At 75.0% G+C, this 23315-nt stretch carries 29 protein-coding genes and 2 pseudogenes; 20 read left to right on the top strand and 11 right to left on the bottom strand.

The features are described from left to right. Window positions 1–9 precede the first annotated feature (9 nt). A complete protein-coding gene (locus ACI78S_RS19430) occupies window positions 10–309 on the bottom strand; it encodes a hypothetical protein (protein WP_456976359.1) in 300 nt (99 codons plus the stop codon). A gap of 170 nt (window positions 310–479) precedes the next feature. Between ACI78S_RS19430 and ACI78S_RS19425 the strand changes: the two genes are divergently transcribed. From ACI78S_RS19425 to ACI78S_RS19405, 5 genes and pseudogenes are all read left to right on the top strand, one after another. Continuing rightward, complete coding sequence (locus ACI78S_RS19425) at window positions 480–1034, top strand: putative immunity protein (protein WP_456976357.1); 555 nt, start codon at window positions 480–482, stop codon at window positions 1032–1034. A gap of 59 nt (window positions 1035–1093) precedes the next feature. Beyond that, entirely contained in the window at window positions 1094–1543 is a 450-nt protein-coding gene (locus tag ACI78S_RS19420; RefSeq protein WP_456976355.1) for a helix-turn-helix transcriptional regulator, read from the top strand. A gap of 5 nt (window positions 1544–1548) precedes the next feature. Beyond that, complete coding sequence (locus tag ACI78S_RS19415; RefSeq protein WP_456976353.1) at window positions 1549–1776, top strand: VOC family protein; 228 nt, start codon at window positions 1549–1551, stop codon at window positions 1774–1776. After that, window positions 1760–1879: pseudogene (locus ACI78S_RS19410) on the top strand (hypothetical protein); the annotation flags it as partial. The gene ACI78S_RS19415 and the pseudogene ACI78S_RS19410, both read left to right, overlap by 17 nt. Next, the gene (locus tag ACI78S_RS19405) at window positions 1862–1957 is read left to right on the top strand and encodes a hypothetical protein (RefSeq protein WP_456976351.1); all 96 of its coding nucleotides are present in this window, start codon (window positions 1862–1864) and stop codon (window positions 1955–1957) included. The pseudogene ACI78S_RS19410 and the gene ACI78S_RS19405, both read left to right, overlap by 18 nt. Before the next feature lie 372 nt (window positions 1958–2329). On the opposite strand, the gene ACI78S_RS19400 is transcribed toward ACI78S_RS19405, so the two are convergent. Genes ACI78S_RS19400 through ACI78S_RS19365 form a run of 8 tightly spaced genes read right to left on the bottom strand, consistent with a single transcriptional unit; the run spans window position 2330 to window position 10485 of the window. Continuing rightward, a complete protein-coding gene (locus tag ACI78S_RS19400; protein ID WP_456976349.1) occupies window positions 2330–3808 on the bottom strand; it encodes an aldehyde dehydrogenase (NADP(+)) in 1479 nt (492 codons plus the stop codon). Continuing rightward, window positions 3805–4710, bottom strand: coding sequence for a fumarylacetoacetate hydrolase family protein (locus tag ACI78S_RS19395; protein WP_456976347.1), 906 nt, complete (start codon window positions 4708–4710; stop codon window positions 3805–3807). The genes ACI78S_RS19400 and ACI78S_RS19395 overlap by 4 nt, the downstream gene beginning before the upstream one ends. 52 nt (window positions 4711–4762) lie before the next feature. Continuing rightward, window positions 4763–5539 carry an enoyl-CoA hydratase/isomerase family protein gene (locus ACI78S_RS19390; RefSeq protein WP_456976345.1) on the bottom strand — a complete coding sequence of 259 codons (777 nt, stop codon included), beginning with the start codon at window positions 5537–5539 and terminating at the stop codon, window positions 4763–4765. Further along, entirely contained in the window at window positions 5526–7160 is a 1635-nt protein-coding gene (locus tag ACI78S_RS19385) for a tripartite tricarboxylate transporter permease (protein WP_456976343.1), read from the bottom strand. The genes ACI78S_RS19390 and ACI78S_RS19385 overlap by 14 nt, the downstream gene beginning before the upstream one ends. Beyond that, window positions 7153–7788 (bottom strand): tripartite tricarboxylate transporter TctB family protein, encoded by a 636-nt coding sequence (locus ACI78S_RS19380; protein ID WP_456976341.1) that lies wholly within the window; start codon window positions 7786–7788, stop codon window positions 7153–7155. The genes ACI78S_RS19385 and ACI78S_RS19380 overlap by 8 nt, the downstream gene beginning before the upstream one ends. After that, window positions 7785–8756: a tripartite tricarboxylate transporter substrate binding protein gene (locus ACI78S_RS19375; RefSeq protein ID WP_456976340.1), complete on the bottom strand. Its 972-nt coding sequence runs from the start codon at window positions 8754–8756 to the stop codon at window positions 7785–7787. Before ACI78S_RS19375 ends, ACI78S_RS19380 begins: the two co-directional genes overlap by 4 nt. 38 nt (window positions 8757–8794) lie before the next feature. Beyond that, entirely contained in the window at window positions 8795–9205 is a 411-nt protein-coding gene (locus ACI78S_RS19370; RefSeq protein WP_456976338.1) for a thioesterase family protein, read from the bottom strand. An 11-nt stretch (window positions 9206–9216) separates the two neighbouring features. Continuing rightward, window positions 9217–10485: a CaiB/BaiF CoA transferase family protein gene (locus ACI78S_RS19365; RefSeq protein WP_456976336.1), complete on the bottom strand. Its 1269-nt coding sequence runs from the start codon at window positions 10483–10485 to the stop codon at window positions 9217–9219. A gap of 184 nt (window positions 10486–10669) precedes the next feature. Between ACI78S_RS19365 and ACI78S_RS19360 the strand changes: the two genes are divergently transcribed. The 6 genes from ACI78S_RS19360 to ACI78S_RS19335 all read left to right on the top strand — a co-directional run bounded on the left by ACI78S_RS19360 (window position 10670) and on the right by ACI78S_RS19335 (window position 15422). Continuing rightward, window positions 10670–11440, top strand: a complete 771-nt coding sequence (locus ACI78S_RS19360; RefSeq protein ID WP_456976334.1) for a GntR family transcriptional regulator — start codon at window positions 10670–10672, stop codon at window positions 11438–11440. Beyond that, window positions 11437–11859, top strand: a complete 423-nt coding sequence (locus ACI78S_RS19355) for an FAS1-like dehydratase domain-containing protein (protein WP_456976332.1) — start codon at window positions 11437–11439, stop codon at window positions 11857–11859. Before ACI78S_RS19360 ends, ACI78S_RS19355 begins: the two co-directional genes overlap by 4 nt. A gap of 5 nt (window positions 11860–11864) precedes the next feature. Further along, window positions 11865–12260, top strand: a complete 396-nt coding sequence (locus ACI78S_RS19350; protein ID WP_456976330.1) for a MaoC/PaaZ C-terminal domain-containing protein — start codon at window positions 11865–11867, stop codon at window positions 12258–12260. Continuing rightward, window positions 12257–13171 carry a U32 family peptidase gene (locus tag ACI78S_RS19345; RefSeq protein WP_456976328.1) on the top strand — a complete coding sequence of 305 codons (915 nt, stop codon included), beginning with the start codon at window positions 12257–12259 and terminating at the stop codon, window positions 13169–13171. The genes ACI78S_RS19350 and ACI78S_RS19345 overlap by 4 nt, the downstream gene beginning before the upstream one ends. A gap of 19 nt (window positions 13172–13190) precedes the next feature. Then, window positions 13191–13958, top strand: a complete 768-nt coding sequence (locus ACI78S_RS19340; RefSeq protein WP_456976326.1) for a dihydrodipicolinate synthase family protein — start codon at window positions 13191–13193, stop codon at window positions 13956–13958. 96 nt (window positions 13959–14054) lie between these two features. Next, window positions 14055–15422: an FAD-binding oxidoreductase gene (locus tag ACI78S_RS19335; RefSeq protein WP_456976324.1), complete on the top strand. Its 1368-nt coding sequence runs from the start codon at window positions 14055–14057 to the stop codon at window positions 15420–15422. A gap of 39 nt (window positions 15423–15461) precedes the next feature. Here the strand turns inward: ACI78S_RS19335 and ACI78S_RS19330 are convergent, their stop codons facing one another. Then, window positions 15462–16619, bottom strand: a complete 1158-nt coding sequence (locus tag ACI78S_RS19330; protein WP_456976322.1) for an RNA polymerase sigma factor — start codon at window positions 16617–16619, stop codon at window positions 15462–15464. Then, window positions 16616–17023: a YciI family protein gene (locus ACI78S_RS19325; RefSeq protein ID WP_456976320.1), complete on the bottom strand. Its 408-nt coding sequence runs from the start codon at window positions 17021–17023 to the stop codon at window positions 16616–16618. The genes ACI78S_RS19330 and ACI78S_RS19325 overlap by 4 nt, the downstream gene beginning before the upstream one ends. A gap of 1 nt (window position 17024) precedes the next feature. Between ACI78S_RS19325 and ACI78S_RS19320 the strand changes: the two are divergent. The 9 genes and pseudogenes from ACI78S_RS19320 to ACI78S_RS19280 all read left to right on the top strand — a co-directional run. After that, window positions 17025–17525 (top strand): annotated as a pseudogene (locus ACI78S_RS19320) (hemerythrin domain-containing protein); the annotation flags it as partial. Window positions 17526–17577: 52 nt separating this feature from the next. Further along, a complete protein-coding gene (locus ACI78S_RS19315) occupies window positions 17578–17727 on the top strand; it encodes a hypothetical protein (protein ID WP_456976403.1) in 150 nt (49 codons plus the stop codon). Window positions 17728–17946: 219 nt separating this feature from the next. Beyond that, complete coding sequence (locus ACI78S_RS19310) at window positions 17947–18150, top strand: cold-shock protein (protein WP_456976318.1); 204 nt, start codon at window positions 17947–17949, stop codon at window positions 18148–18150. Window positions 18151–18337: 187 nt separating this feature from the next. Continuing rightward, window positions 18338–19384: a fatty acid desaturase family protein gene (locus tag ACI78S_RS19305; RefSeq protein ID WP_456976316.1), complete on the top strand. Its 1047-nt coding sequence runs from the start codon at window positions 18338–18340 to the stop codon at window positions 19382–19384. A gap of 194 nt (window positions 19385–19578) precedes the next feature. Next, window positions 19579–19776, top strand: coding sequence for a hypothetical protein (locus ACI78S_RS19300; protein WP_456976314.1), 198 nt, complete (start codon window positions 19579–19581; stop codon window positions 19774–19776). Window positions 19777–19848: 72 nt separating this feature from the next. Beyond that, the gene (locus ACI78S_RS19295; protein WP_456976312.1) at window positions 19849–20586 is read left to right on the top strand and encodes an ANTAR domain-containing protein; all 738 of its coding nucleotides are present in this window, start codon (window positions 19849–19851) and stop codon (window positions 20584–20586) included. Between the two features lie 97 nt (window positions 20587–20683). After that, window positions 20684–21403, top strand: a complete 720-nt coding sequence (locus ACI78S_RS19290; RefSeq protein WP_456976310.1) for a Crp/Fnr family transcriptional regulator — start codon at window positions 20684–20686, stop codon at window positions 21401–21403. Between the two features lie 15 nt (window positions 21404–21418). After that, window positions 21419–22843: an FAD-binding oxidoreductase gene (locus tag ACI78S_RS19285; protein WP_456976308.1), complete on the top strand. Its 1425-nt coding sequence runs from the start codon at window positions 21419–21421 to the stop codon at window positions 22841–22843. 63 nt (window positions 22844–22906) lie between these two features. Continuing rightward, window positions 22907–23314, top strand: coding sequence for a hypothetical protein (locus tag ACI78S_RS19280; protein ID WP_456976306.1), 408 nt, complete (start codon window positions 22907–22909; stop codon window positions 23312–23314). The last annotated feature ends 1 nt before the right edge of the window (window position 23315 follow it).

Below are 23315 nucleotides of genomic sequence, written 5' to 3'. Positions count from 1 at the left end.
GGCCGACGCTCACCGGGGCGGTATCCCGGCCGGCAGCGACGCGGCCGTGGTCACCGCCGGGCGGACGGCGGGCCATCCCGCCCGCGCCGGGGTGCGGGCGGGTTCCGTCCGGCCGGGCGGGGGCGCCGTGCCGCGCACCTGCCCCGGCCGCCACTCCGGCGGGGCGGCCGGCAGCGGCGCCGGGTCGACCGGCGGAGGCGGGTCGGCGGCGTGCTGCGCCTCGTACGGGCCGGTGACCTGCCGGCCCAGGACGACGATCACCGCGACCTCGAGGCCGAACCCGAGGACGCTCACCAGGACCCACACCACGCCGGTCACCTCGCCGGGATGCCGAGCCGCCCCGGGGAGCCCCGTCCGCGGCAGCACGACGCTGGCTGCGGACCGGCCGGTTCCGCATCACCCGGCGCGGACGATCGGCGGCCCGCGCGCCGCTCACCGGCGTGTCGACAGGACCCGGCGCCGCCACCAGCATCGTTCCCGTGGCCGGAGGCAGCGCCGAGATCCGTCTGAGCCCGGACGACCTGCGTGCCGTCGCCCGGTTCGCCGCCGAGTGCGCGCAGTCGGCGCTCGACGTCTACGAGGGCGAGCACCCGGGCGACACCCGCCCGCGCGCGGCGGTCGACGCCGCCCGGGTGTTCGCCGGCGGCGGCAGGCGCGCGAAGGGCCTGCGGGACGCCGCGTGGGCGGCGCTGGCCGCGGCCCGGGAGGCGCGCACCCCGGCCGCGGGCGACGCGGCGCGCGCGGCGATGTCCGCGGCGTCCGCCGCGTACCTGCACCCGCTGGCCGACGCGCACCAGGTGAAGCACGTCCTGGGCGCCGCGGCCCACGCGGCGCGCGCGGCCGAGCTCGCGGCGGGCGGGAGCCGGGAGGCCGGTGCCGCGTCCTTGGAACGAGCCCGCCGGCGCGCGGCACCGGACGTCGTCGACGTGCTCGGCCGCTACCCCGCGGCGCCGCCCGGTGGCGGGCGCGTCGGGGAGCTCCTGCGCGAGCTGGACGCGGCCCTCCGCGGCCGCTCCCCCGACGCCGCGCGGTAGTCGCCGGTCGCCGTCCCGGCGCGCCCGCACCGGCCCGCCCCGCCTCTACGATCCCGCGGGTGACCGGCGCACCCGTCCCGCGGCAGCACCTGGCCGACCTCGTGCGGCTGCGGCGCGTGCGCGACCGCATCGACCGGGAGTACGCCCAGCCGCTGGACGTCGAGGCGCTCGCCCGCGGGGAGCACATGTCGGCCGGCCACCTCAGCCGGGAGTTCCGCCGCGCGTACGGGGAGTCGCCGTACGCCTACCTCATGACCCGGCGCATCGAGCGCGCCATGACGCTCCTGCGCCGGGGCGACCTCAGCGTCACCGCGATCTGCTTCGCGGTCGGCTACGGATCGCTGGGCACGTTCAGCACCCGCTTCGCCGAGCTGGTCGGCATGCCGCCCAGCGTCTACCGGGAGCGGGCCGCGCGAGGGGGCGCGGGCATCCCGCCGTGCCTGGCCAAGCAGGTGACCAGACCGGTCAGGAATCGAGAAGCCCAGGTGGCGGGGCCGCCCCTGGCGTGACCGGCATGAGCCTGGTCATCCACTACGCGTTCCTGCCCCACACCGACCCGGAGGCCTCGCTGGCCTTCTACCGCGACGTCCTCGGCTTCGAGGTGCGCCAGGACGTCGGCTACGGGGACATGCGCTGGTTACCGTCGGGCCGCCCGACCAGCCCGACACCTCGATCGTGCTGCACCCGCCGGCGGCCGACCCCACCATCACCGACGACGAGCGCCGCACGATCCTCGAGCTGATCGCCAAGGGCAACTACACCGCGATCACGCTGGCCAGCGACGACCTCGACGCCACTTCGCGAAGCTCGAGGCGGGCGGGGCAGAGGTGCTGCAGGAGCCGACCGACCAGGACTACGGGGTGCGCGACTGCGCCTTCCGCGACCCCGCCGGCAACCTGGTCCGCATCAACCAGCTGCCCTGAGCCGCGCGGCCGGTCCACCGCCGCCGTCGTCCGCCCGTGACCTCGGCCACCTCCTCCGGTGACGCCCGCTCCGCTCCCGCCGGGAGGCTCCTCCCGTGACCCGCTCCGTGCTCGCCCGCCCGGTCGCCGACGAGCCGGCCCCCGAGCGCGCCGCTGGTCCCCCGCAGCGCCCGGCTCGCACCCTGCGCGCCCGCGCCGCCTCGGTCCTCGACGTCGTGGCCGCCGCCGTGGACGCCACCCGCTCCTACGAGTCGGCCCACTCGGCCGGAGCCCGGCGGCGGGTGCTCACCGAGTTCGCCGGCCGGACCGGCACCACCCCGGCCCGCCGGGACCCCACCGCCCGATCCGCGGCCTCCCCCGGCGGGCGGCCCGTCAGCCCAGGACGAGGCGCCCGTCCACCCGGCGCGGGACCCCGCCCGCGTCGCCGTCCCGCAGCACCTCGTCGAGGAACTCCTGCGGGACGTCCTGGTAGGTGACCGGCCGCAGGAACCGGCGGATGGCCGTCATGCCGACCGACGTGTGCAGCGGCGCGCTGGTCGCCGGCCACGGACCGCCGTGGTGCATCGCCCACGACACCGCGACGCCGGTCGGCCAGCCGTTCCAGACGATCCGGCCCGCGCGGTCGCGCAGGATCCGCAGCAGCGGCCGGACCAGCTCCGCCTCGCCGGGCTCTGCGTGCACCGTCGCGGTGAGGTTGCCCTCGAACGCCCGGGCCGCGGCGAGCAGCTCGTCGGCGCCGTCGTACTCCACGACGACCGACGTGGGCCCGAAGCACTCGACCAGCACGCGCTCCCGCTCGCGCAGCACCGATCCCAGGTCGGTGGCCAGCAGGGTGGCCCCGGCCAGCGCGCCCCCGGTGTCCGCGGGCGCGGCGGCGAGCACCCGCATGCCGGGCAGCCCGAGCAGCTCGGCGCGCGTGGCGTCGTGGCCGGTGCGGATCCGCTCGTGCAGCATCCGCGCCGGCGCCACCTCGGCCACCCGGCGCTCCAGCTCCGCGGCCAGGCCGTGCGCAGCCGGCAGGAACAGCAGCCCCGGCTTGGTGCAGAACTGGCCGACGCCCAGCGAGAACGAGCCGACGAACCCCGCGGCGATCTCCGCTCCGCGCGCCCGCGCCGCGCCGGGCGTGACGAAGGCGGGGTTGAGGCTGCCCATCTCGGCGTAGAACGGGATCGGCGCCGCGCGCTCCGCGGCGATCCGGTACAGCGCCGTCCCCCCGTGCAGCGAGCCGGTGAAGCCGGCGGCGGCGATCCGCGGGTCGCGCAGGGCGGCCACCCCCGCCGCCTCGCCGGCGACCAGGGCGAAGGAGCCGACCGGCATCCCGGCGTCCTCCCACGCCCGGCGGACGACCTCGGCGGTGCGCGCCGAGGTCTCGGGGTGCCCCGGGTGGGCCTTGACGACGACGGGGCAGCCCGCCGCGAGGGCGGAGGCGGTGTCGCCGCCGGCCACGCTGAAGGCGAACGGGAAGTTGCTCGCCGCGAAGACCAGCACCGGGCCGAGCGGGACCTGCACGCGGCGCAGGTCGGGCCGCGGCACCGGCGTCGCCGCGGGATCGGCCCGGTCGATGATGACGTCGAGGTACGAGCCCTCGAGCAGCCCGTCGGCGAACATCCGCAGCTGCCCCGAGGTCCGCGCGACCTCGCCGGTGAGCCGGCCCTCGGGGAGGCCGGTCTCGTCCGCCGCCACCGGGACCAGCCGGTCGGCGGCCGCGTCGAGCGCGTCGGCCACCGCCCGCAGCGCCGCGGACCTGGCCGCGGGCGGCGTGTCGGCCAGTGCCGTCGCACTCCCGGCCAGCCCGCTCAGGACGGCGTCGAGGGCGGCGGCATCGGTGTCGAGCAGGGTGCCGACGGTCATCGAACCACCGCCTCCTCTGCCGCGTGGGCCGCCCGCCGCAGCTCACCGGCGGTGTCGAGGTCGGCCACCGGGTTGGACAGAGTGCCGACCTCCTCGACGGTCACCTCGACGACGTCGCCGACGCGCAGCGTGAAGTCTAGGTCAGGCACGATCCCCGTGCCGGTGCTGAGCACCGCGCCCGCGGGGAAGGCCAGCGCCCGGAACAGGTGGTCGACCAGCTCCGGGACGCTGCGCCGCATCCGCCCGGTCGAGGTGGCGCCCTGGAAGGCCGGCGCCCCGTCACGCGAGATCCGCAGCTCGATGCCCAGCGCCGCCGGGTCGGCCACCTCCCAGGCCGGGCGGATGCCGGTGGCCAGCGCGCAGCTGCCCGCGTAGATCTTCGCCTGGGGCAGGTAGAGCGGGTTCTCGCCCTCGATGTCGCGCGAGGAGACGTCGTCGCACACGGTGTAGCCGAGGACCTCCCCCGTCGTCGTGACCACGGCGGCGAGCTCCGGCTCGGGCACGGTCACCGCGCTGTCGGGCCGCACCGCGATCGGCTCCCCGTCGGTGACCACCCGCCAGGCCACCGACTTGAAGAACAGCTCCGGCCGGTCGGCGGCGTAGACGCGGCTGTAGACGTCCTGGGTGACGCTCTCCTCGACCCGGGCGTCCATCGACCGCTCGTAGGTCACCCCAGACGCCCACACCTCGGTCAGGCCGTCGACCGGCGGCAGGAGCCGGACCTCCGCCACCGGCCGCGCCGTCTCCCCCGCGGCGGCCTCGACGCGGGCGCGGGCGTCGGCCAGCGGCAACGCCAGCAGCGCCGCCATCGAGCCCGGGTCCGGCACGGGTCGCACGGTCCCGCCGTCGAGGACGCCGACCCGCGCGCTGCCGTCGGCGGCGTAGCGGACGAGATGGCTCACCTCGGCCCCCTCCTCCGGTCGCCGCGGCCGAGCGGGGCGGCCGCCGACGCCGTCATCGGCCCCGCCACTCGACGTCGCGCTTCTCGCCGAAGGCCGCCACGGCCGCGTGGAAGTCCGCGCTGCCGAACACGCGGGCGACGATGTCGTCGCCGCCGGGCAGGGTCGACCGCCGGATCCGGCGGACGGCCTCCTTGGCCGCCCACATGCTCAGCGGCGCGTGCCCGAGCAGGGTCTTCGCCACCCCGGCCACCACGCCGTCGAGGTCGTCGTCGTCGCAGAGCTCGGCGACGAACCCGGCGGCCGCCGCCTCCTCGCCGGTGAGCAGCCGGGCGCGCAGCAGCACGTCCAGGGTGACCGCCGGGCCGAGGTGGGCCAGCAGGAGCGAGTAGTTGTTCATCGACAGGCAGTTGCCCAGGGTCCGGGCGATCGGGATGCCGAAGCGCGCCGACCGGGTGGCCACGCGCAGGTCGCAGACCGCGGCCAGGCCCAGCCCGCCCCCCACGCAGTAGCCGCGGACGGCGGCCACCGTCGGCACGTCGACGTCCTCCAGCCGGTTGACGATCCGCGCGATCTTCTCCTCGTAAGCCACACCGTCGAGGCCGCTGGAGAACTCGGCGAACTGGCCGATGTCGGTGCCGGCCACGAACGCCTTGTCGCCGGCCCCGCGCAGCACCATCACCCGGACCTCGTCGTCGGCGTCAGCGCGCTCGCAGGCGGCGTAGAGGCCCTCGTACATGGCCCACGTCATCGCGTTGCGCTGGCGAGGGCGGTTGAAGGTGACGGTCAGGACGCCGCCTTCGACGTCGACGAGCAGTTCAGGGTCGTCCACGGGACTCCTCACGGGTCGGGGCGTCCGCGGCGTCGCGCGGACCGGGGGTGGTGTCGTCGGCGGCGGAGCCGGCCGGCGGCTGCGGGCCGGACCCGGCCGGGACCGCGCCGCCGCGACCCGGACCGCGACCGCCGTCCTGCCGCCGGCGCAGGAAGCGGGCGAACAGGGTCGGGGCGACCACCTGCAGCGCCGCCAGCAGCAGGATGACCAGCGCCAGCGGCCGGCCGAACACGACGAGCAGGTTGCCGTCGCCGATCGCCGAGGTCTGCACCAGCGCCTTCTCGAACAGCGGGCCGAGGACCAGGCCCAGCACCAGCGGCGCCATCGGCAGGTCGAGCCGCTTCATGAAGTAGCCGATGATCCCGAAGATCACGACCACCCAGACGCTGTACATGCTGTTCCCGATCGAGTAGGCCCCGACCAGGCTGGTCAGCAGGATCATCGGGTACATGTAGCCGTAGGGCACCCGCAGCATCTGGGCGAAGACGGGGGCCAGCGGCAGGTTCAGCACCAGCAGGATCACGTTGCCGATGAAGAACGAGGCGAGCAGGCCCCACACCAGTACCGGCTGCTCCTCGAACAGCAGCGGGCCGGGGTCGATGCCGTAGATCATGAAGGCGCCGAGCAGCACGGCGGTGGTCGCGCCGCCCGGGATGCCCAGGGTCAGCGTGGGCACGAAGTTGGCGTTCGCCGCGGCGTTGTTGGCGCTCTCCGGCGCGGCGACGCCCTCGATGGCCCCGGTGCCGAACTCCCCGCCCCGCTTGCTGACCCGCTTCTCGATGCCGTAGGCCATGAACGAGGCCAGGGTCGACCCGGCGCCCGGCAGGATGCCGAAGAGGAAGCCCAGCAAGCTGCCGCGCACGATCGGCAGCCCGGAGCGGCGCAGGTCGTCCGGCTTGATCATCAGCTCGCGGAACCCGGCCCGGATCGGCGCGGCGGCGCCCTGCCGGATCTGGTTGAGCACCTCGCCGACGGCGAACAGCCCGATCATCACCTCGACGAAGGGGACGCCGGAGAGCAGGTAGATCGAGTCGAAGGTGAACCGCGAGGTACCGCTGCCGACGTCGACGCCGACCGAGGCGATGAGCAACCCGACCAGGGCCATGAGCAGGCCCAGCTTCCGGTTGTCGCCGGCGAAGCTGATGATCGTGGCCAGGCCCAGGATCATCACCGCCAGCATCTCCGGCGGCCCGAAGCGCAGCGCGAACTGGGCGAACGGCGGGGCGAGGGTGACCAGCAGCGCCAGCGAGATGATCGCGGCGACGAAGGAGCCGATCGCCGAGATCGCCAGCGCGGCCCCCGCGCGCCCCTGACGGGCCATCTGGTAGCCGTCGAGCGTCGTGACGACGGTGGCCGCCTCGCCGGGCGTCGAGATCAGCACCGAGGTGATCGTCCCGCCGTACTGCGACCCGTAGTAGATGCCGGCCAGCATGATCAGGCCGGTGACCGGCTCCAGGCCCAGCGTGAGCGGCATGAGCACCGCGACGCCGGTGGTCGAGCCCAGGCCGGGCAGCACCCCGATGACCGTGCCGACGAGGACGCCGACGAAGCACCACAGGAGGTTCTCGACCGACAGCGCGGTCGAGAAACCGAGGACGAGGTTGTCGAGCACGTCAGCCACCGATCCCGATCAGCCCGTCGGGCAGGGGCACGTCGAGGAACAGCACGAAGACCGCCCACACGACGACGACCGCCACCAGCGAGATGACCGCCGACGGCAGCCAGCGCCGGCGCTCCACGACGGCGGAGATGAACACCGACAGCAGGAAGAAGGAGCCGAGGAAGCCCAGCAGCGGCACCAGCAGCACGGCGAGGACCAGCCCGCCGAACACCATGACCAGCTGCCGCATCCGGGTGCTCGCCGTCCGGCCGTAGATGTCGACGTCGCCGTCGGCGCCGTCGCCCGGCGTGGCGCTGCCACCGCCGCCGGCGGCGTCGGCGACGGCCTGCTCCCCCGCCGGCGAGGGAGCCGCCGGGGCGGCGGAGGTGACCGAGGCGGCCACCTCCGCCAGCCCGCGGGTGTGGTCGTCCCTCCGGCCGCGGAGCGTGCTCAGGAGCTCCCGGCCGGCGATCAGCGCGATACCGGCGCCGACCACGGTGGGCACCAGGCCGGGGCCGACCTGGTTGCCCTCCTTGAGCAGGCCGTAGCCGAGCGCGACGACGACAGCGAAGATCCCGAGCCCGGTGAGCAGGCCGTAGGCGACGGCGTGCTGGACCGACACGCTCCGCCGGCCGGAGGGCGCGCTCATCCCCCGATCACCTGCTGCAGCAGCTCGTTGTTGCCCTCGAGGTACTCGACGAACTCGTCGCCGGCCGCCGTGTTCGGCTGCAGGTAGTTCTCCTGGATGTAGCTCTCGTACTCCGGCGTGCCGACCGCGGCCTCCAGCGTCTCGATCCAGTACTGGCGGGCCTCCTCGCTGATCCCGCCCGGCGCCAGCACGCCGCGGAACTGGGCGAAGGAGACGTCGATGCCCTGCTCGGCGGCCGTCTCGATGTCGGCGAGCTCCTCGTACTCGTAGCGCTCCTCGGAGTAGGCGCACAGCGCCTTCACGTCGCCGGACTCGAGCTGGCCGATGACCTCGCCCGGGTTGAGCGAGGCGATGTCGATCTGGCCGCCGAGCAGCGCGGCGGTCAGCTCACCGCCGGACTCGAAGGGCACCCGGTCGAACTCCACACCGGTCTCCTGCTCGGTGAGCGAGAAGACGATGTTGTCCAGGCCGGTGACGCCGCTGATCCCGGCGACCACGCGGCCGCTCTGGGCGGCCGCCACGACGTCCGCGCAGGTGTTGTAGGGCGAATCGGCCCGGGTGATCATCAGGGTGAAGTCGTCGCCGAGCTTCATGATGGGCGTGAAGTCGGTGTAGTCGAACTCCACCTCGCCCGAGATCGGCAGGGCCAGCAGCGCGGTCTCGGTGGCCAGCAGCAGGTTCTCGTTGCCGGACTCCCCGAGGAAGTAGGAGTAGCCGACGGCGCCGGAGCCGCCCTCGCGGTTCTCCACGGTGACGGTGAGGTCCTCCTCGGCCGCCTCGATCATCGCCGCGGTGGCCCGGCCGGCCAGGTCGCTGCCGCCGCCGGCGCCGAAGGGCACCAGCATGGTGACGTCGCCGCGCGGCTGGAAGCCGCCGTCGCCGCCGGACCCGCCGCCGCTGTCGCTGCACGCGGTGAGGGCGAGGGCGAGGGCCGATGCCGTCGCCAGGACGGCCGGGGTGCGCTTCACGGGTACTCCTCTGGTGGATGGGTGGAGCCGGGGCGAACTCAGCGGGTGCCTGCGCCGGCCTGCTCGGCCTTGGCGGCCAACCGGTCCTCGAAGGCGGGGAGGTCGATCACGAACCGCTCGTGGGTTCCGGTGCCGACGACCTCGGTGTCGTCCTCGACCCGGATGTCGAAGACGACGCGACGGCGGTCGACCTCGGTGACCGTCGCGGTGGCCGTCACCGTCTGCCCCTTGAGGGTCGGGGCGGTGTGCGCGATCTCCACCCTGCTGCCGACGCTGGCCTGGTCCGGGCGCAGGTACGGGGCGAGCCCCTCGATCGCGGCCTCCTCCAGGAGCAGCACCAGGTTGGGCGTGGAGAAGATGTCGTGCGCGCCGCGGCGGGTGCAGTGCTGCTCCTCGACGGTGCGGGAGAGGACGCCGCGGACGCCGGGCCCGAGTGCGGTGGTGGTCATGGGGGGACTCCTCAGAGGGGTCGGTCGTCGACGGGCTGGGCGGCGGACTCGGGCAGGTGCGGCGGCCGGGGGTGGCGGGGGTCGGCCGCGGCGCCGGCGTCCACGAGTGCGTCGATCGCCGCCGGGTCGAGGCCCGCCCACGCGAGCGCGGCGCGGGTGCCGTCGCCGAGGGCGGGCCCGGCGACCTCCCGGCGCACCGGCGTCCGGGACAGCCGCATCGGCGAGCCCAGCTGGCGGACAGGGCCGAGGGACGGGTGCGGGGCGTCCCAGAAGTAGCCGCGCCGGTTCAGGTGGTCGTCGGTGAAGACCTGGCCGTAGTCGGCGATGGGCGCGCACGGCACCCCCGCCGCGTCGAGCGCCGCGATCAGCTCGTCGGTGCTCCGGGTGGAGGTCACCGCCTCGATCGCCGGGATCAACGTGTCGCGGTGCGCGTGCCGGGAGAAGGAGTCCGCGTAGCGCTCGTCGTCGGCCAGGTCCTCCAGGCCCAGCGCCGAGCACATGCCCTTCCAGGTCTTCGGGGTGACCGCGCCGATCGTGATGTGCCCGTCGGCGCTGCGCACCGCCTGGTAGGGCGCGGTGCTCTGGTGGGCCGAGCCGAGCGGGCGGCCGACCTCGCCGGTGGCGAAGTACTTGCCGGCCTCCCAGATGGCGAAGGAGACGCCCGACTCCAGCAGCGAGACGTCGAGGTACTGGCCCTCCCCCGAGCGGTCCCGCTCCTTGAGCGCCGCGGTCACGCCGAGGGCCACGTACAGGGCGCAGACCAGGTCGCAGATGGGGACGCCGATCTTGACGGGGTCGCCGTCGGGGGTCCCGGTGATGCTCATGAGCCCGCCGCGCGCCTGGGCCATGATGTCCAGCCCCGGCAGCATCGCCAGCGGGCCGTCCTGCCCCCAGCCGGACGCCGAGGCGTAGACCAGCCGCGGGTTCACCTCGCGCAGCCGGTCGTAGCCGAAGCCGAGGCCCGTCATCGCGCCCGGCCGCAGGTTCTCGACCAGCACGTCGGCGCGCTCGACCAGCCGCAGGAACGCCGCCTTGCCCTGCTCGTCCTTGAGGTCGAGGGCGACCGACTCCTTGTTGCGGTTGAGGCGCACGAACGGCGAGCTCTCCCCGTCGAGGAAGGGGCCGGTGGCCCGGACCGGGTCGCCGCCGGCCGGGTTCTCGATCTTCAGCACGCGGGCGCCGAGGTCGGCGAGCTGCATCGTGGCGAACGGGGCGGCCATGAAGGCGCCCACCTCGAGCACCGTGACCCCGGCGAGCGGAGCGGCGGTGGGATCTGGCATGGAGCGGGCCTCTCGTCGAGGGATCGGGGGGCCGGTGAGTGGTGCGCCTCACAGGCGGTGGACTATTGTCTACAAAAGTCAGTAGCGTGTGGCAAGGGCCACATCCCGACTCGTGACCGACAGCCGTGATCCCGCCGCGCGACGCACACTGCGAGGGCGCACGACCGCCCAGAGGAGGCCAGCAGTGAGTTCGTCGCCGGAGTTCGCCGCCCACCACCGCATCACCGCGCCGCCGAGCATGGCCAGCCTGGCCGCCGACGCCTTGCGCTCGATGGTCATCAACGGGGACCTGCGCCCGGGTGACCGGCTGATCGAGAACCGCCTGACCGAGGAGCTCGGGGTCAGCCGCCCGCCGCTGCGCGAGGCGATGCGGGTGCTCGAGCAGGAGGGGCTGATCGTCCAGACCCCGCGCAAGGGCGCGGTCGTGCGGCCGCTGACCGCGCACGACGTCTACGAGATCGTCACGCTGCGCGAGGAGATCGAGCGCATGGCGATCCGGTTGGGCGTCCCGGTCCGCTCACCGGAGCGGCTGGAGCGGCTGCGGACGGCGTTCCGCGACCTGATGGAGGCGGCCGAGGAACCCGGTGCGCCGCGGGCGCTGCAGTGCAATTTCGCGTTCCACCTGGCGATCGTCGGGCTGGCCGGCCACCGCCGGCTGGAGGACGTCTACCGCTCGCTGTCGCTGCAGCTGCAGATGTGCATGGCCATGAACCGTCGCGCCCGGTCCGGCATCGAGACCGCGCGCGGCGACGCCGCCCGGCACCGCCCGCTGCTGGAACTGGTCGAGGCCGGCGACCAGGCGGGCACGGCGCACGCCGTCACCCACCACGGGCAGCGCACCTACCTGCTGACGATCGACCAGGAGCTGGGCGGCCACTCCCCCGAGTCGCGGGCCTGGTTCGACCGCATCAGGGCCGAGGAGACGGCCCAGGACACGGAGGGACCCCTGCAGTGACCGAGGTACGCGAAGCCGGCGCGGCCCTGGCCGCGCTGGAACGAGCCGTGGGCTGGACGGCGCCGCGGCGGGTCGACACCGTCGAACGACGGCACCTGCGCGACTACCGGCGGGCCATGGGCCTGGACCCGGAGGGCGACGAGGTGCCGGCGACCCTGTGCGCCTGCTTCCTGACCGAGCCACCGACGCTGCCGGAGGCCGAGGCCTACGGGCTGGGCTGGATCAACGGCGGCGACCGCTTCGAGGTGCGCCGGGAGCTGCGGCTCGGCGACGAGCTCACCTCGCAGCTGACCTTCACCGGCGTCACCGAGAAGAGCGGCCGCACCGGCACGCTGGCGCTGCTCACCTTCGTGACCGAGTTCCGCCTCCCCGACGGCACGCTCGCCGTCCGGCACGTCGGCACCCGGGTCCGGCGGTGAGCCCGGTGGAGACGACGAAGGTCCGGACGGCGTCGCTGCGGACTCTGGTGCAGTACGCCGGGGCGAGCGGCGACTTCTACGAGATGCACTACGACCTGCCCTTCGCCCACGAGCGCGGCCACCGGGAGCTCGCCGTCCACGGGCTGCTGAAGGCCGCCTGGCTGGGCGACCTCGTGCGCGAGGCCTACGCCGGCCGGGGCCGGCTCGCGGTCCTCGACATCTCCTACCGGGGGATGGACTACCGCGACGAACCGGTCACCTGCGGCGCCCGCGAGACCGGCCGCGACGGCGACCGCGTCGCGCTCGAGGTGTGGACCGCCTCGGCCGACGGCACCCGCACCACCGTGGGCACCGCCGAGGTGCTCCTCACCGCACCCGACGCCCCAGGAGCACCCGCATGACCCGTGACGAGCTGACCGCCCTCTGCGCCCGACTCGGGCACCCGCTGGGCCCCGGGACCGCTGGCGGCTCGGCCGCACGCTTCCCCGACGGCTCGCGGTACAAGGTGGAGATCCCCAGCTGCGAGGGGCCGGCCGCCATGGAGGCGGTGGTCGACGAGGCCACCGCCCGCGGCGTGCCGGTGCACCGGGTGTCGCAGGGCAGCGGGGTGATGATGCTGACCGACCGCGAGATCGAGCAGATGGTGGCGCTCGGCGCCGAGCACGACATCGAGGTGTGCCTGTTCCTCGGCCCGCGCGGGGCGTGGGACACCGGCGGGCAGGCGAAGGTGTCGGCCGCGGTCGGCGCGTCCGCGCGCGGCAACGAGGCGGTGGCCGCGTCGCTGGCCGACGCGCTGCGCGCCTGCCGGCTCGGGGTGCGCAGCCTGCTGGTCGGCGACGCGGGCGTGCTCGAGCTGCTCGGCCGGCTCAAGCGCGACGGCGAGCTGCCCGCCGACCTGGTGCTCAAGACCTCGGTGCTGATGCCGCTGCCCAACGGGCCCACCGCGGCCCTGTACGAGCGGCTGGGCGCGACCAGCCTCAACGTCTCCACCGACCTGTCGATCCAGCACCTGGCCGAGATCCGCGCCGCGACGTCCGCGCCGATCGACGTGTACGTCGAGGTGCCCGACGACCAGGGCGGCTTCGTCCGCTTCTACGACGTCCCGGAGATCGTCCGGGTGGCCGCGCCGGTGTGGCTGAAGCTCGGGCTGCGCAACGCACCGAACATCTACCCCGTCGGCGGGCACCTGGGGGCCACCGCGCAGCTGCTCGCCCGCGAGCGCGTCCGCCGCGCCGAACTCGTGCTGCGCCTGCTCGCCGAGCTCGCCCCCGACCTGACCACCCCGGCCAGCCCCGCGCTCGCCGGCCTCTGACCACTCCCGAGGAGGGCCCGTGTCCGCTCTGTTCCGCGGCGTCGGCGTCGCGCTGGTATCGCTGTTCGACGACGACGCCGTGCTCGACGTCCGCGCCACCGCCGACCTCGCCACCCGGCTCGTCGACCTCGGCATGCGCGCGGTCCTCGTCGCCGGCACCACCGGTGAGGCGATGTCGCTGTCGGCCGAGGAGCGCAGCTCCCTCGTCCGCGCCGTCCGCGAGGCCGTGCCGGCCGGCGTCCCGGTGCTGGCCGGCACCGGGGCGCCCACCGGTGCGCAGGCCGCCGAGCTGACCACCCGCGCGTTCGACGCCGGCGCGGACGCCGCGCTGGTGCTCTCCCCGCAGGCGGTCGCCGACCCCCGGCCGTACTTCGACCGGGTCGCGCGGGCCGCGGCCGATCGGCCGCTCCTGGCGTACCACTTCCCGTTCGCCTCCGCGCCGGGCATCCCGGTCGAGGTGCTCCCCGACCTGCCCGTGACCGGGTTGAAGGACTCCTCCGGCGACGCCGGCCGGCTGCTCGACGAGCTGGAGGTCTTCGACCGCGACATCTACGTCGGCTCCACCACCGTGCTCACCATGGGCGGCGCCGTCGGCGCGACCGGTGCCATCCTCGTGCTGGCCAACGCGGAGCCCGAGCGCTGCATCGCCGCCTTCGAGGGCGACGGCAAGGCCCAGGTGGAGCTGGCCGCGCCGCACCGGGCCTCGCTGGCCGGCTTCCCGGCCGGCATCAAACGGCTGGTCGCCGACCGGTTCGGTGTCTCCGCGGTGGCGCGGATCGGCAGCTGACGACGCCGTCCGCGCGGGTGGCCGCCGCCGGCGGACCCCGTCGAGCACCACGGGGTCGGCGGCGACGCCGGCGAGGACGCGGCTGGAGGAGGAATCGTGGACGCAACGGTCCAGGAGCTGATCGACCGGCTGCCCGAAGGTGTGCTGGTCACCGACGAGGTCACCACCGAGGGCTACCGGTTCGACAGCGCCAGCTTCTGCCCGGCGGGCAGACCGCTGGGCGTGGCCCGGCCGACCAGCACCGAGCAGGTGCAGGAGGTGCTGCGCTGGGCGACGCGGCACCGGGTGCCGGTGGTCCCGCAGGGCGCCCGGACCGGCCTCTCGGGCGGGGCCAACGCGGTCGACGGCGCCCTGCTGGTCTCCATGGTGCGCATGGACCGGATCGTGGCCGTCGACGAGATCGACCAGGTCGCCGTCGTGCAGCCGGGCGTGGTCAACGCCGACCTGTCCCGGGCGGTGGCCGAGGTCGGGCTGTTCTACCCGCCGGACCCGTCGTCCTGGGAGATGTCCACGATCGGCGGCAACCTGGCCACCAACGCCGGTGGGCTGTGCTGCGTGAAGTACGGCGTCACCGCCGACTTCGTGCGCGGGCTCGAGGTGGTGCTCGCCGACGGCGAGGTGGTGCGCACCGGCCGCCGCACCGCCAAGGGCGTCGCCGGCTACGACCTGACCCGGCTGATGGTCGGCTCCGAGGGCACGCTCGGGATCATCACCGAGGCCACGCTCGCGCTGCGCCCCGCGCCGGAGCCGGCCCTGACCATGGCCGCGCTGTTCGACCGCACCGCCGACGCGATGGTCGCGGTCGCGCGGATCATGGCCTCGGGGATGCGCCCGTCGCTCATGGAGTTCCTCGACCGGGCCTGCATCCGGGCCGTGCAGGCCTACCGGGACATGGGCCTGCCCGAGGACGCCGAGGCCATGCTCATCACCCAGTCCGACCGCGGGTCCCTGGCCCCTGCCGACGTCGCCGCCATGGGCGCGATCTGCGCGGAGACGGGCGCGGCCGACGTGGCGGTCGCCGACGACGCCGCCGAGTCGGCCATGCTGCTGCAGGCCCGCCGCCTGGTGAACCCCGCCGTGGAGGAGCTCGGCGTCACGCTGGTGGACGACGTCGCCGTCCCGCGGGCCCGGCTGGTCGACCTGCTGGCCGGCATGGAGAAGATCGCCGCCGGCTCCGGCGTGCAGATCGTGTGCCCGGGCCACATCGGCGACGGCAACATGCACCCGACCGTCGTCTTCGAGCGCGGCGACGAGGCCGCCGCCGCCCGCGCCCAGGAGGCGTTCTCGGCGATCATGCGGCTGGCCCTCGACCTGGGCGGCACGATCACCGGCGAGCACGGGGTCGGGGTGCTGAAGAAGGCGTGGCTGCGGGAGGAGCTGGGCGAGACGTCCTACGCGCTGCAGCGGCGGATCAAGGAGCTGTTCGACCCGCTGGGCATCCTCAACCCGGGCAAGGTGCTCTGAGCCGCAGCGGCGCGCCGTCCCCGCGTTCGCGCGGGCCCGTCAGGGGCGCAGGCGGGCGTTGAGCCGGGCGGCCTGCCGCGTCAGGTGGTCGCGCTCGGCCGTGTTGGCCGCCGTGGCGGCCGCCTCGGCGTACAGCCGCGCGGCCGTCGTCAGGTCACCGGCGCGCTCGTGGAGGTACGCCGCCGCCGCGGTGCGGCGGGGCAGCGACCCGTCGAGCTCGGCGAGCGCCGCCAGCCCGGCGCGGGGCCCGTCGGCCTCGCCGACGGCGACCGCGCGGTTGAGCCGGACGACCGGGCTGCCGGTGAGCCGGACGAGCTCGTCGTACCACTCGACGATCTGCACCCAGTCGGTCTCCTCGGCGGTGCGGGCGTCGGCGTGCAGTGCCGCGATGGCCGCCTGGGCCTGGAACTCGCCGAGCCGGTCGCGCGCCAGGGCCGCCTGCAGGATCTCCACGCCCTCGGCGATCATCCCGGTGTCCCACCGGCCGCGGTCCTGCTCGGCGAGCGGCACCAGGCTGCCGTCGGGCGCGGTCCGCGCGGCCCGCCGGGCGGAGTGGAGCAGCATGAGCGCGAGCAGGCCCGCCACCTCGGGGTGGTCGATCGCGGCGGCGAGCTGCCGGGTCAGCCGGATGGCCTCGGCGGTGAGGTCGACGTCGCCGGAGTAGCCCTCGTTGAAGACCAGGTAGAGCACGCGCAGCACGGTGGCGACGTCGCCGGGCCGGTCGAACCGGACGCCGGAGACGGTGCGCTTGGCCCGGCTGATGCGCTGCGCCATCGTCGCCTCGGGCACCAGGTAGGCCTGGGCGATCTGCCGGGTGGTCAGCCCGCCGACGGCGCGCAGCGTGAGCGCCACGGCGGAGGACGGCGTCAGGGACGGGTGGGCGCACAGGAAGTACAGCCGGAGCGTGTCGTCGGTCCCCGGCACCGGGCCGGGCGCCGGCTGCTCGTCGACGAGGTCCTCGCGCCGGCGACGGGCGGTGTCGGCACGGGTGGCGTCGAGGAACCGGCGCCAGGCCACGGTGACCAGCCAGCCCTTGGGGTCGCGCGGCGGGTCGGCCGGCCAGACGCGGACCGCCTCGACCAGCGCGTCCTGCACGGCGTCCTCGGCCGCCGCGAAGTCGGCTCCGCGGCGGACGAGGACGCCGAGGACCTCCGGCGTGAGCGTCCGGAGCAGGACCTCGTCCAACGGGGTCGTCACTCCGTGATGGTGGGCGGCGCGGTGAGGAAGGGACGCACCTCGAGCCACTCGTGGATCGGCTCGCCACCCGCGCCGGGCGCCGCCGACAGCTCGCCGGCCAGCTCGACGGCGCGCTCGTGGCTGTCGACGTCGACGACCATCCAGCCGGCGATGAGGTCCTTGGTCTCGGCGAACGGCCCGTCGGTCACCGGCGGGCGGCCCTCGCCGTCGTACCGGACCCAGGTCCCCTCGGGCGCGAGCGCCTGGCCGTCGACGAACTCCCCGGTCGCCTCGAGCTTGGCCGCGAAGTCGGTCATGTACCGGACGTGGGCCGAGATCTCCTCCGGCGTCCACTTCTCCATCGGGACGTCGTTCACCGCGGCCGGGGCGCCGCGGTAGTGCTTGAGCAGCAGGTACTTGGCCATCGTGCTCCTCCTCTGCGCTGGTCGCGGCCCATCCTGGCCGCATGCACCCCGGGGACGGAGCCGGTCGCGCGTTCTCGACACCGCCGTCCGGGGTTTCTTCCCGCCTCTCGCCCGCGGTCCCGGTCGGCCCGCTGGGTCGGCGCCGGCGTCGCGTGCCGGTGGCAGACCGTGCCGGGCATGGAGGCGCCGGACCGGAGGAGGACGACGATGCCCCCGTCGCACCCTTCGTCCTCGCGTGACCGACCGCGAGACGACCAGGCTCGTCGCCTGGAGCCGTGAGCTGCGTGGGGTGCACGAGCGCCTGCGCGCGGCCCTGGCGCTGACCCGGAGGTCCCTCGAGGGCGGCGTGCCCGGGGAGGCGGCGACCCGCGACCTGCTGCTGTACTGCCACGGGTTCTGCGCCGCCCTCGACGGCCACCACCGCGGCGAGGACCGGACCTCGTTCCCGGCCGTCGCGGCCGCCCGCCCCGAGCTGGCCCCGGTGCTGCGGTCGCTGTCGCAGGACCACTCGATGATCGCCCACCTCCTGGCGGGCCTGCGGGCGGCGGCCGGGCGTGCGGCACCCCGCGGAGCTGGACCGGCACCTCGAGGGGATCGCCGCCGTGGTGGAGAACCACTTCCGCTACGAGGAGCGCGCGCTGCTCACGGTGCTCGAGACCGTGGACCTGTCCGCCGACCCGGGTGCGGCGCTGGGACCGCTGTGACGCGATCGACGACGGCGCCAGGGGGGTGCTCGTCGACGAGGCGCCGCCTCCCCGCGGGATGGACGTACGCTGGGCGCGATCGCTGTCGTGCCTCTGCCTCGTTCTCGAACGTCCGCAGTCGTCTCTGCCCGACGTTCCTCTCGGTTCTCCCGGTGGTGCGGCGATCCCCGGGTCGGCGCTCCGTCGGCCGGGACACCTCCTGAAGGAAGCGAGATCGACATGGCTCAGGGCACTGTGAAGTGGTTCAACGCGGAGAAGGGCTTCGGCTTCATCGAGCAGGACGGCGGCGGTCCCGACGTGTTCTGCCACTACTCCGCGATCAGCGGCAACGGGTACCGGTCGCTGGACGACGCGCAGCGGGTGGAGTTCGACATCACGCAGGGCCAGAAGGGCCCGCAGGCGGAGAACGTCCGCGCGGTCTGAGTGCGAGGGGGCCGCGGCCGGTGCGGCCGTGGCCCCCTCCGCCGCACCGGGCGCGGTCGTCGAACCGCGTCTACCGTCGAGGCCGGACGTCTCGGCCGCACGAGACCCGTCCCCTCTTCCCAGCGCCCCGTCGCGGGCGCGACGCGCTGCAGCCCCCGGCGTGCCTCACCCTTCCGAAGGACTCCCCGTGAGCAGCACGGTCGCCCCTGCGCCGCCCCGCCGAACCCGGTCCGACTACGCCGAGCTGTCCTCGCGCATCCGCGCCGCAGGGCTGCTGGAGCGCCGCCCGGCCTACTACACCGCCAAGTTCGCCCTCACGCTCGCCGCCTTCGCGGCGGGCTGGGTGGCCTTCGTCCTCATCGGCGAGACGTGGTGGCAGCTCGCCACGGCTGCCGCCCTGGGCGTCCTCTCCACGCAGGTCGCCTTCCTGGGCCACGACGCCGGGCACAAGCAGGTCGCCCGCACCGGGCGGCTGAGCTACGCGATGGGCCTGCTGCTCGGCAACCTCGCGGTCGGGCTCAGCTTCGGCTGGTGGCTGGACAAGCACAACCGCCACCACGCCCACCCCAACCACGCCGAGCTGGACCCCGACGTCGAGCCGGCCGGCCCCCTCGTGTTCCTCCGCGGCCAGGACGCCGGTCGCCGCGGCGTGCTGGCGTGGTTCACCCGCCACCAGGCGGTGTTCTTCCTCCCCATCCTGATGCTGGAGGGCCTGAACCTGCACGTCAGCAGCGTCCGGGCGCTGCGCGACGGGACCGTGCGCGCCCGCTGGAGGGAGGGCGCCCTGCTCGGCGTCCACCTCACCGCCTTCGCGGTGGCGCCGTTCCTCGTGCTCACCCCCTGGCAGGCGCTGGCGTTCCTCGCCGTCCACCAGGCCGTGTTCGGCTTCTACATGGGCTGCTCGTTCGCCCCGAACCACAAGGGGATGCCGCCGCTCACCGACGCCGAGGAGCGCGACTACCTGCGCCGCCAGGTACTCACCTCGCGCAACGTCCGCGGGGGGCGGTTCGTCGACCTGCTCCTGGGTGGGCTGAACTACCAGGTGGAGCACCACCTCTTCCCGAGCATGCCGCGCCCCAACCTGCGCCGGGCCCAACGGCTGGTCGCCGAGTTCTGCGCCGAGCGCGGGGTCCGCTACGTCGAGACGGGGCTGCTCGACTCCTACCGCCAGGTGCTGCGGCACCTGCACGAGATCCCGCAGCCCGGTCCTCGTCCCGCGAGCACCTCCACCTGACCCGCGCGCCGGCGCGAGCGGCGTCCGGCGTCTCCGAGGCCGTGCGACCGGTCCGGCTCCGCGGGGGAGAACAGGGTTGCCGACCGGTGGCCGTGGGTAGCACCACGCCGCCCCGGGAAGTCGACCCGGCCCCCGAGCCGGAGGTGGCCCGGGTGGTCGCGTGCCCGGCGACGAGTCGCGACCCGGGAGAGCGCATGGCCAGCGAACGGGTGACCTGGGAGAACTGCCCCCTCTGCGGTCGGGCGGCCGCCGTCGGCTGGGTCGACGGCGTGGTCGTCGCGGTCGACTGCCCCGGTGGGTGCCGGCCGTCCCAGCAGGAGGTCGCCGACCGCAGCCGGCCGTCGACCGCCCTCCCGCCCGGACGCCGGGGGACCTCCGTCCACCGCTGGTGAGCGGACCTCGACCCCCGTTCCGCGCCGGACGCCCACCCCCGGACCGATCCCGCCGAGGAGGACCACCGCGCCGTGGACCTCGCCAACCGGTTCACCCGGGTGCTCACCGCCGACACCGGCGATGATCCCGGGGATCCCGCGCTGCTGCCGGTGCGCCTCGCCCGGGCGGCGGCCGCGGTGCTCGCGGTCGACGGCCTGGGCCTGAGCGTGCACGGCGACGGGGAGCTGCGAACGCCCCTGGCGTCCAGCAGCGACACCGCCGCGCTGGCCGAGAGGCTGCAGTTCACCGCCGGCTCGGGCCCCTGCCTGACCGCCGCCCGGGTCGGGCTGCCGGTGTTCGGCACCGAGGACCTGCTCGCCCGCCGGTGGCCGGCCTTCCACGACCTGCTGCGCACCAAGACGCCGTACAGCAGCGTGCTGACCCTCGCCCTGCCCGGGTACCTGCGCGGGCTGGGGGCGCTGGACTGCTACTTCACCGACCCGACCGGTCCCGTCGTCATCGACGTCGACGACGCCCGCTGCGTCGCGGGGTTGCTCTCCACGCACCTGGGCGGCGCCGCCGACTGGTCGGTCTGGACGGCGACCGAGGGCCCGGGCTGGCTCCGCTCCCCCGCCGCGCGGGAGCGGGGACGGTTGTGGATGGCCGTCGGCATGGTCGTCCTGGCCCTCCGGCTCTCCGCCGAGGACGCGCTCGAGCTGCTCCGCGGCCGCGCCTACGCCGGCGACCGGACCGTCGACGACCTCGCCGCCGACATCGTCGCGCGACGGATCCCGGTCGACCGGTTGCGCACGGGCACGGCCGGCGACTGACGCCGGACGCGACGGCCCTGCGCGGTGCCGGTGCGCCCGACGCGGGCCCGTGCGCGCGGCCCTGCTGGAGTGCCTCCCGCGGGCCTACCGTGCCGTCGTGGAGGACCGGGTCGCGGCTGCCCTCGCCGCCTCAAGCCTCGGCCGGCTGCCGGGCCGGGCGCTGGGCGACCTGCTGACGGCGGCGCGCCTCGTGCGGGTGCCGGCCGGCTCGGTGACCCACCGGGAGGGGGAGGCGGCCGAGCACCTGGAGCTGGTGGTCGACGGTCTCGTCCGCGCCTACGTGACCGCTCCGGACGGCCGCAGCCTGACCGTGCGCTACGCCCGGCGGGGCGCCCTCCTCGGCGTCGTGTCGATGTACGCGACGGACTTCCGCCTGCCGGTGGGCATCCAGACCGTCGTGGACGCGGACGTGCTGCTGCTCCGGCCGGACGTCGTCCGGCGGTCCGCCGCGGCGGACCCGCGGGTGGCGGACGCGCTGCTGCGCGAGCTGGCCGACCGCGTGGTCAGCTTCCTCGCCGAGATCCCGGGGCGCGCGTTCACCAGCGTGCGGCAGCGGGTGGCCCGCCACCTCCTCGACCTGGCGTCCCAGGAGTCGAGGGTCACCGCCGGAGCGCGTCCGTCGCCGTCCGTCCCGGTCACCCAGCGGGAGCTCGCCGAGGCGGTCGGCACGGCGCGGGAGGTGGTCGTGCGGGTGCTGCGCGACCTCCGCGCGGCCGGGGTCGTCGCCACCCACCGCGACCACATCGAGATCCTCGACCCCGTCCGGCTGAGCCGGGAGCAGGGTGGAACCTGGGTTCCTGCCCGGCCACCGCGCTGACGCCACACTCCCGGGATGGCCGTTCCGATCGCGCGGGACGACGTCCGGGCCCGCCCGGCGCCGGTCCCCGACGCCGACGTCGCCGCCTTCCGGGCCGCCCTCGCCGGTGAGGTGGTGGCCCCGTCCGACGACGGGTACGAGGAGCACCGCCGGGTGTGGAACGGGTCGATCGACCGCCGCCCCGCCCTGATCGCCCGGTGCGCCGGGGTGGACGACGTGCGCACCGCCCTCCGCTTCGCCCGGGACCGGGACCTGCTGGTCGCCGTGCGCAGCGGGGGCCACAGCTTCCCGGGGTTGTCCACCTGCGACGGCGGCCTGGTGATCGACCTGCGGCCGATGAACGCCATCCGGGTCGACCCCGACGCCCGGCGGGTCGGCGTGCAGGCCGGCGTCCTGCTCGGGGAGCTCGACCGGGAGACCCAGGCGCACGGGCTCGCGGTGCCGGCCGGCATCGTGTCGCACACCGGCCTGGCCGGGTTGACCCTGGGCGGCGGCATCGGCTGGGTCATGCGCCGGTACGGGCTGACCGTCGACTCGCTGGAGTCGGCGGACCTGGTCACCGCCGACGGCGAGCTCGTGCGCGCCGACGAGGACCACGACGCCGAGCTGTTCTGGGGACTCCGCGGCGGCGGGGGCAACTTCGGCGTGGTGACCGACTTCCGGTTCCGGCTGCACCCCGTCGGCCCGCAGGTGGTGGCCGGCGCCGTGTTCTGGCCGATGGACCAGGCGGACCGGGTCCTGCGCTTCTACCGCGACTGGCTCGCCGACTGCCCCGACGAGCTGATGACCCTGGTCGTGCAGCGGCTCGCGCCGGCGCTGCCCGTCGTCCCTCCCGATCTGGTCGGCCGGCCGGTCGTCGCGGTCGCCGCCTGCCACGTCGGCGACGTCGAGGAGGGCGAGCGGGTGCTGCGGCCGATGCGCGGCTTCGGCTCCCCGGTGCTGGACCTGTTCGCCCCCAAGCCGTTCGTGGCCCACCAGCAGATGTTCGACCCGTCCTTCCGGCACGGCTGCTGGTACTACGTGCGCTCCTGCGACGTCGCCGCGCTGACCGACGAGGTGATCGACGTCGTGGTCGAGCACGGCCGGCGCATCAGCTCGCCGCTGAGCAGCATCGCGCTGTGGCAGAAGGGCGGCGCCGTCGCCCGGGTCCCGGAGGAGGCGACGGCGTTCAGCGGCCGCGGCGCCGGGTTCACCTTCAACATCAACGGCAACACGCCGACGGCGGACGGGTTCGAGGAGCAACGCCGGTGGGCCCGCGACTACTGGTCGGCCCTGGCCCGGTTCCACACCGGCGTCTACGTCAACTTCCTCATGGAGGAGGGTGACGGGCGCGTCCGCCAGGCCTACGGCGAGGCCAAGTACCGGCGGCTGACCGCGCTCAAGCAGGCCTACGACCCGACCAACGTCTTCCGGCTCAACCAGAACATCCCTCCCGCATGAGGAGGGGGCCGCGCCCCGACGACGCACCACCCGGCCGGTCCGGGGATGACGCAGGATGGGGGCGTGCTGTCGATCGCCCTGGCCCGCGCCCTGCGTGACGCCGGGCTGCAGTGGACACCGGCCCGCGGCGACAGCTTCGTCATGCCCGACCGCGACATGGACTCCGACGTCTTCGTGCTCTCGGACATGACGATCGAGGTCCACCAGTTCCCCGCGGGGCCGGTGATCGGCTTCAACGGCACGACCGAGTGGGCGCTGGACTCGATCGAGCAGTCGGAGGCGCTGTGGGTGCCGGCCGAGCACCAGCTGCGCGAGCTGCTCGGCGACGCGTTCGCCGGGCTGGCGCCCACCGGCGACGGTTACCGGGTCACCCTCCGAATCGACGGCGCGACGAGCGGGTACGACGGCCCTGATGCGGCCGAGGCGTACGCCCTGGCGCTGCTGCACCTGCTCAGGTCGCGGCGCGCCTGAT

The organism is Geodermatophilus sp. SYSU D00815 (assembly GCF_054050035.1).
The sequence above is the reverse complement of the archived record's forward strand: the minus strand, read 5'-3'. Positions and strand labels throughout refer to the sequence as shown.

Bases quoted from the DNA above. Each gene is read 5' to 3' on its own strand.
- ACI78S_RS19415 (WP_456976353.1), top strand. From the start codon at position 1,549: ATGAGCCTGGTCATCCACTACGCGTTCCTGCCCCACACCGACCCGGAG.
- ACI78S_RS19400 (WP_456976349.1), bottom strand. From the start codon at position 3,808: ATGACCGTCGGCACCCTGCTCGACACCGATGCCGCCGCCCTCGACGCC.
- ACI78S_RS19380 (WP_456976341.1), bottom strand. From the start codon at position 7,788: ATGAGCGCGCCCTCCGGCCGGCGGAGCGTGTCGGTCCAGCACGCCGTC.
- ACI78S_RS19370 (WP_456976338.1), bottom strand. From the start codon at position 9,205: ATGACCACCACCGCACTCGGGCCCGGCGTCCGCGGCGTCCTCTCCCGC.
- ACI78S_RS19365 (WP_456976336.1), bottom strand. From the start codon at position 10,485: ATGCCAGATCCCACCGCCGCTCCGCTCGCCGGGGTCACGGTGCTCGAG.
- ACI78S_RS19345 (WP_456976328.1), top strand. From the start codon at position 12,257: ATGACCCGTGACGAGCTGACCGCCCTCTGCGCCCGACTCGGGCACCCG.
- ACI78S_RS19325 (WP_456976320.1), bottom strand. From the start codon at position 17,023: ATGGCCAAGTACCTGCTGCTCAAGCACTACCGCGGCGCCCCGGCCGCG.
- ACI78S_RS19310 (WP_456976318.1), top strand. From the start codon at position 17,947: ATGGCTCAGGGCACTGTGAAGTGGTTCAACGCGGAGAAGGGCTTCGGC.
- ACI78S_RS19300 (WP_456976314.1), top strand. From the start codon at position 19,579: ATGGCCAGCGAACGGGTGACCTGGGAGAACTGCCCCCTCTGCGGTCGG.
- ACI78S_RS19285 (WP_456976308.1), top strand. From the start codon at position 21,419: ATGGCCGTTCCGATCGCGCGGGACGACGTCCGGGCCCGCCCGGCGCCG.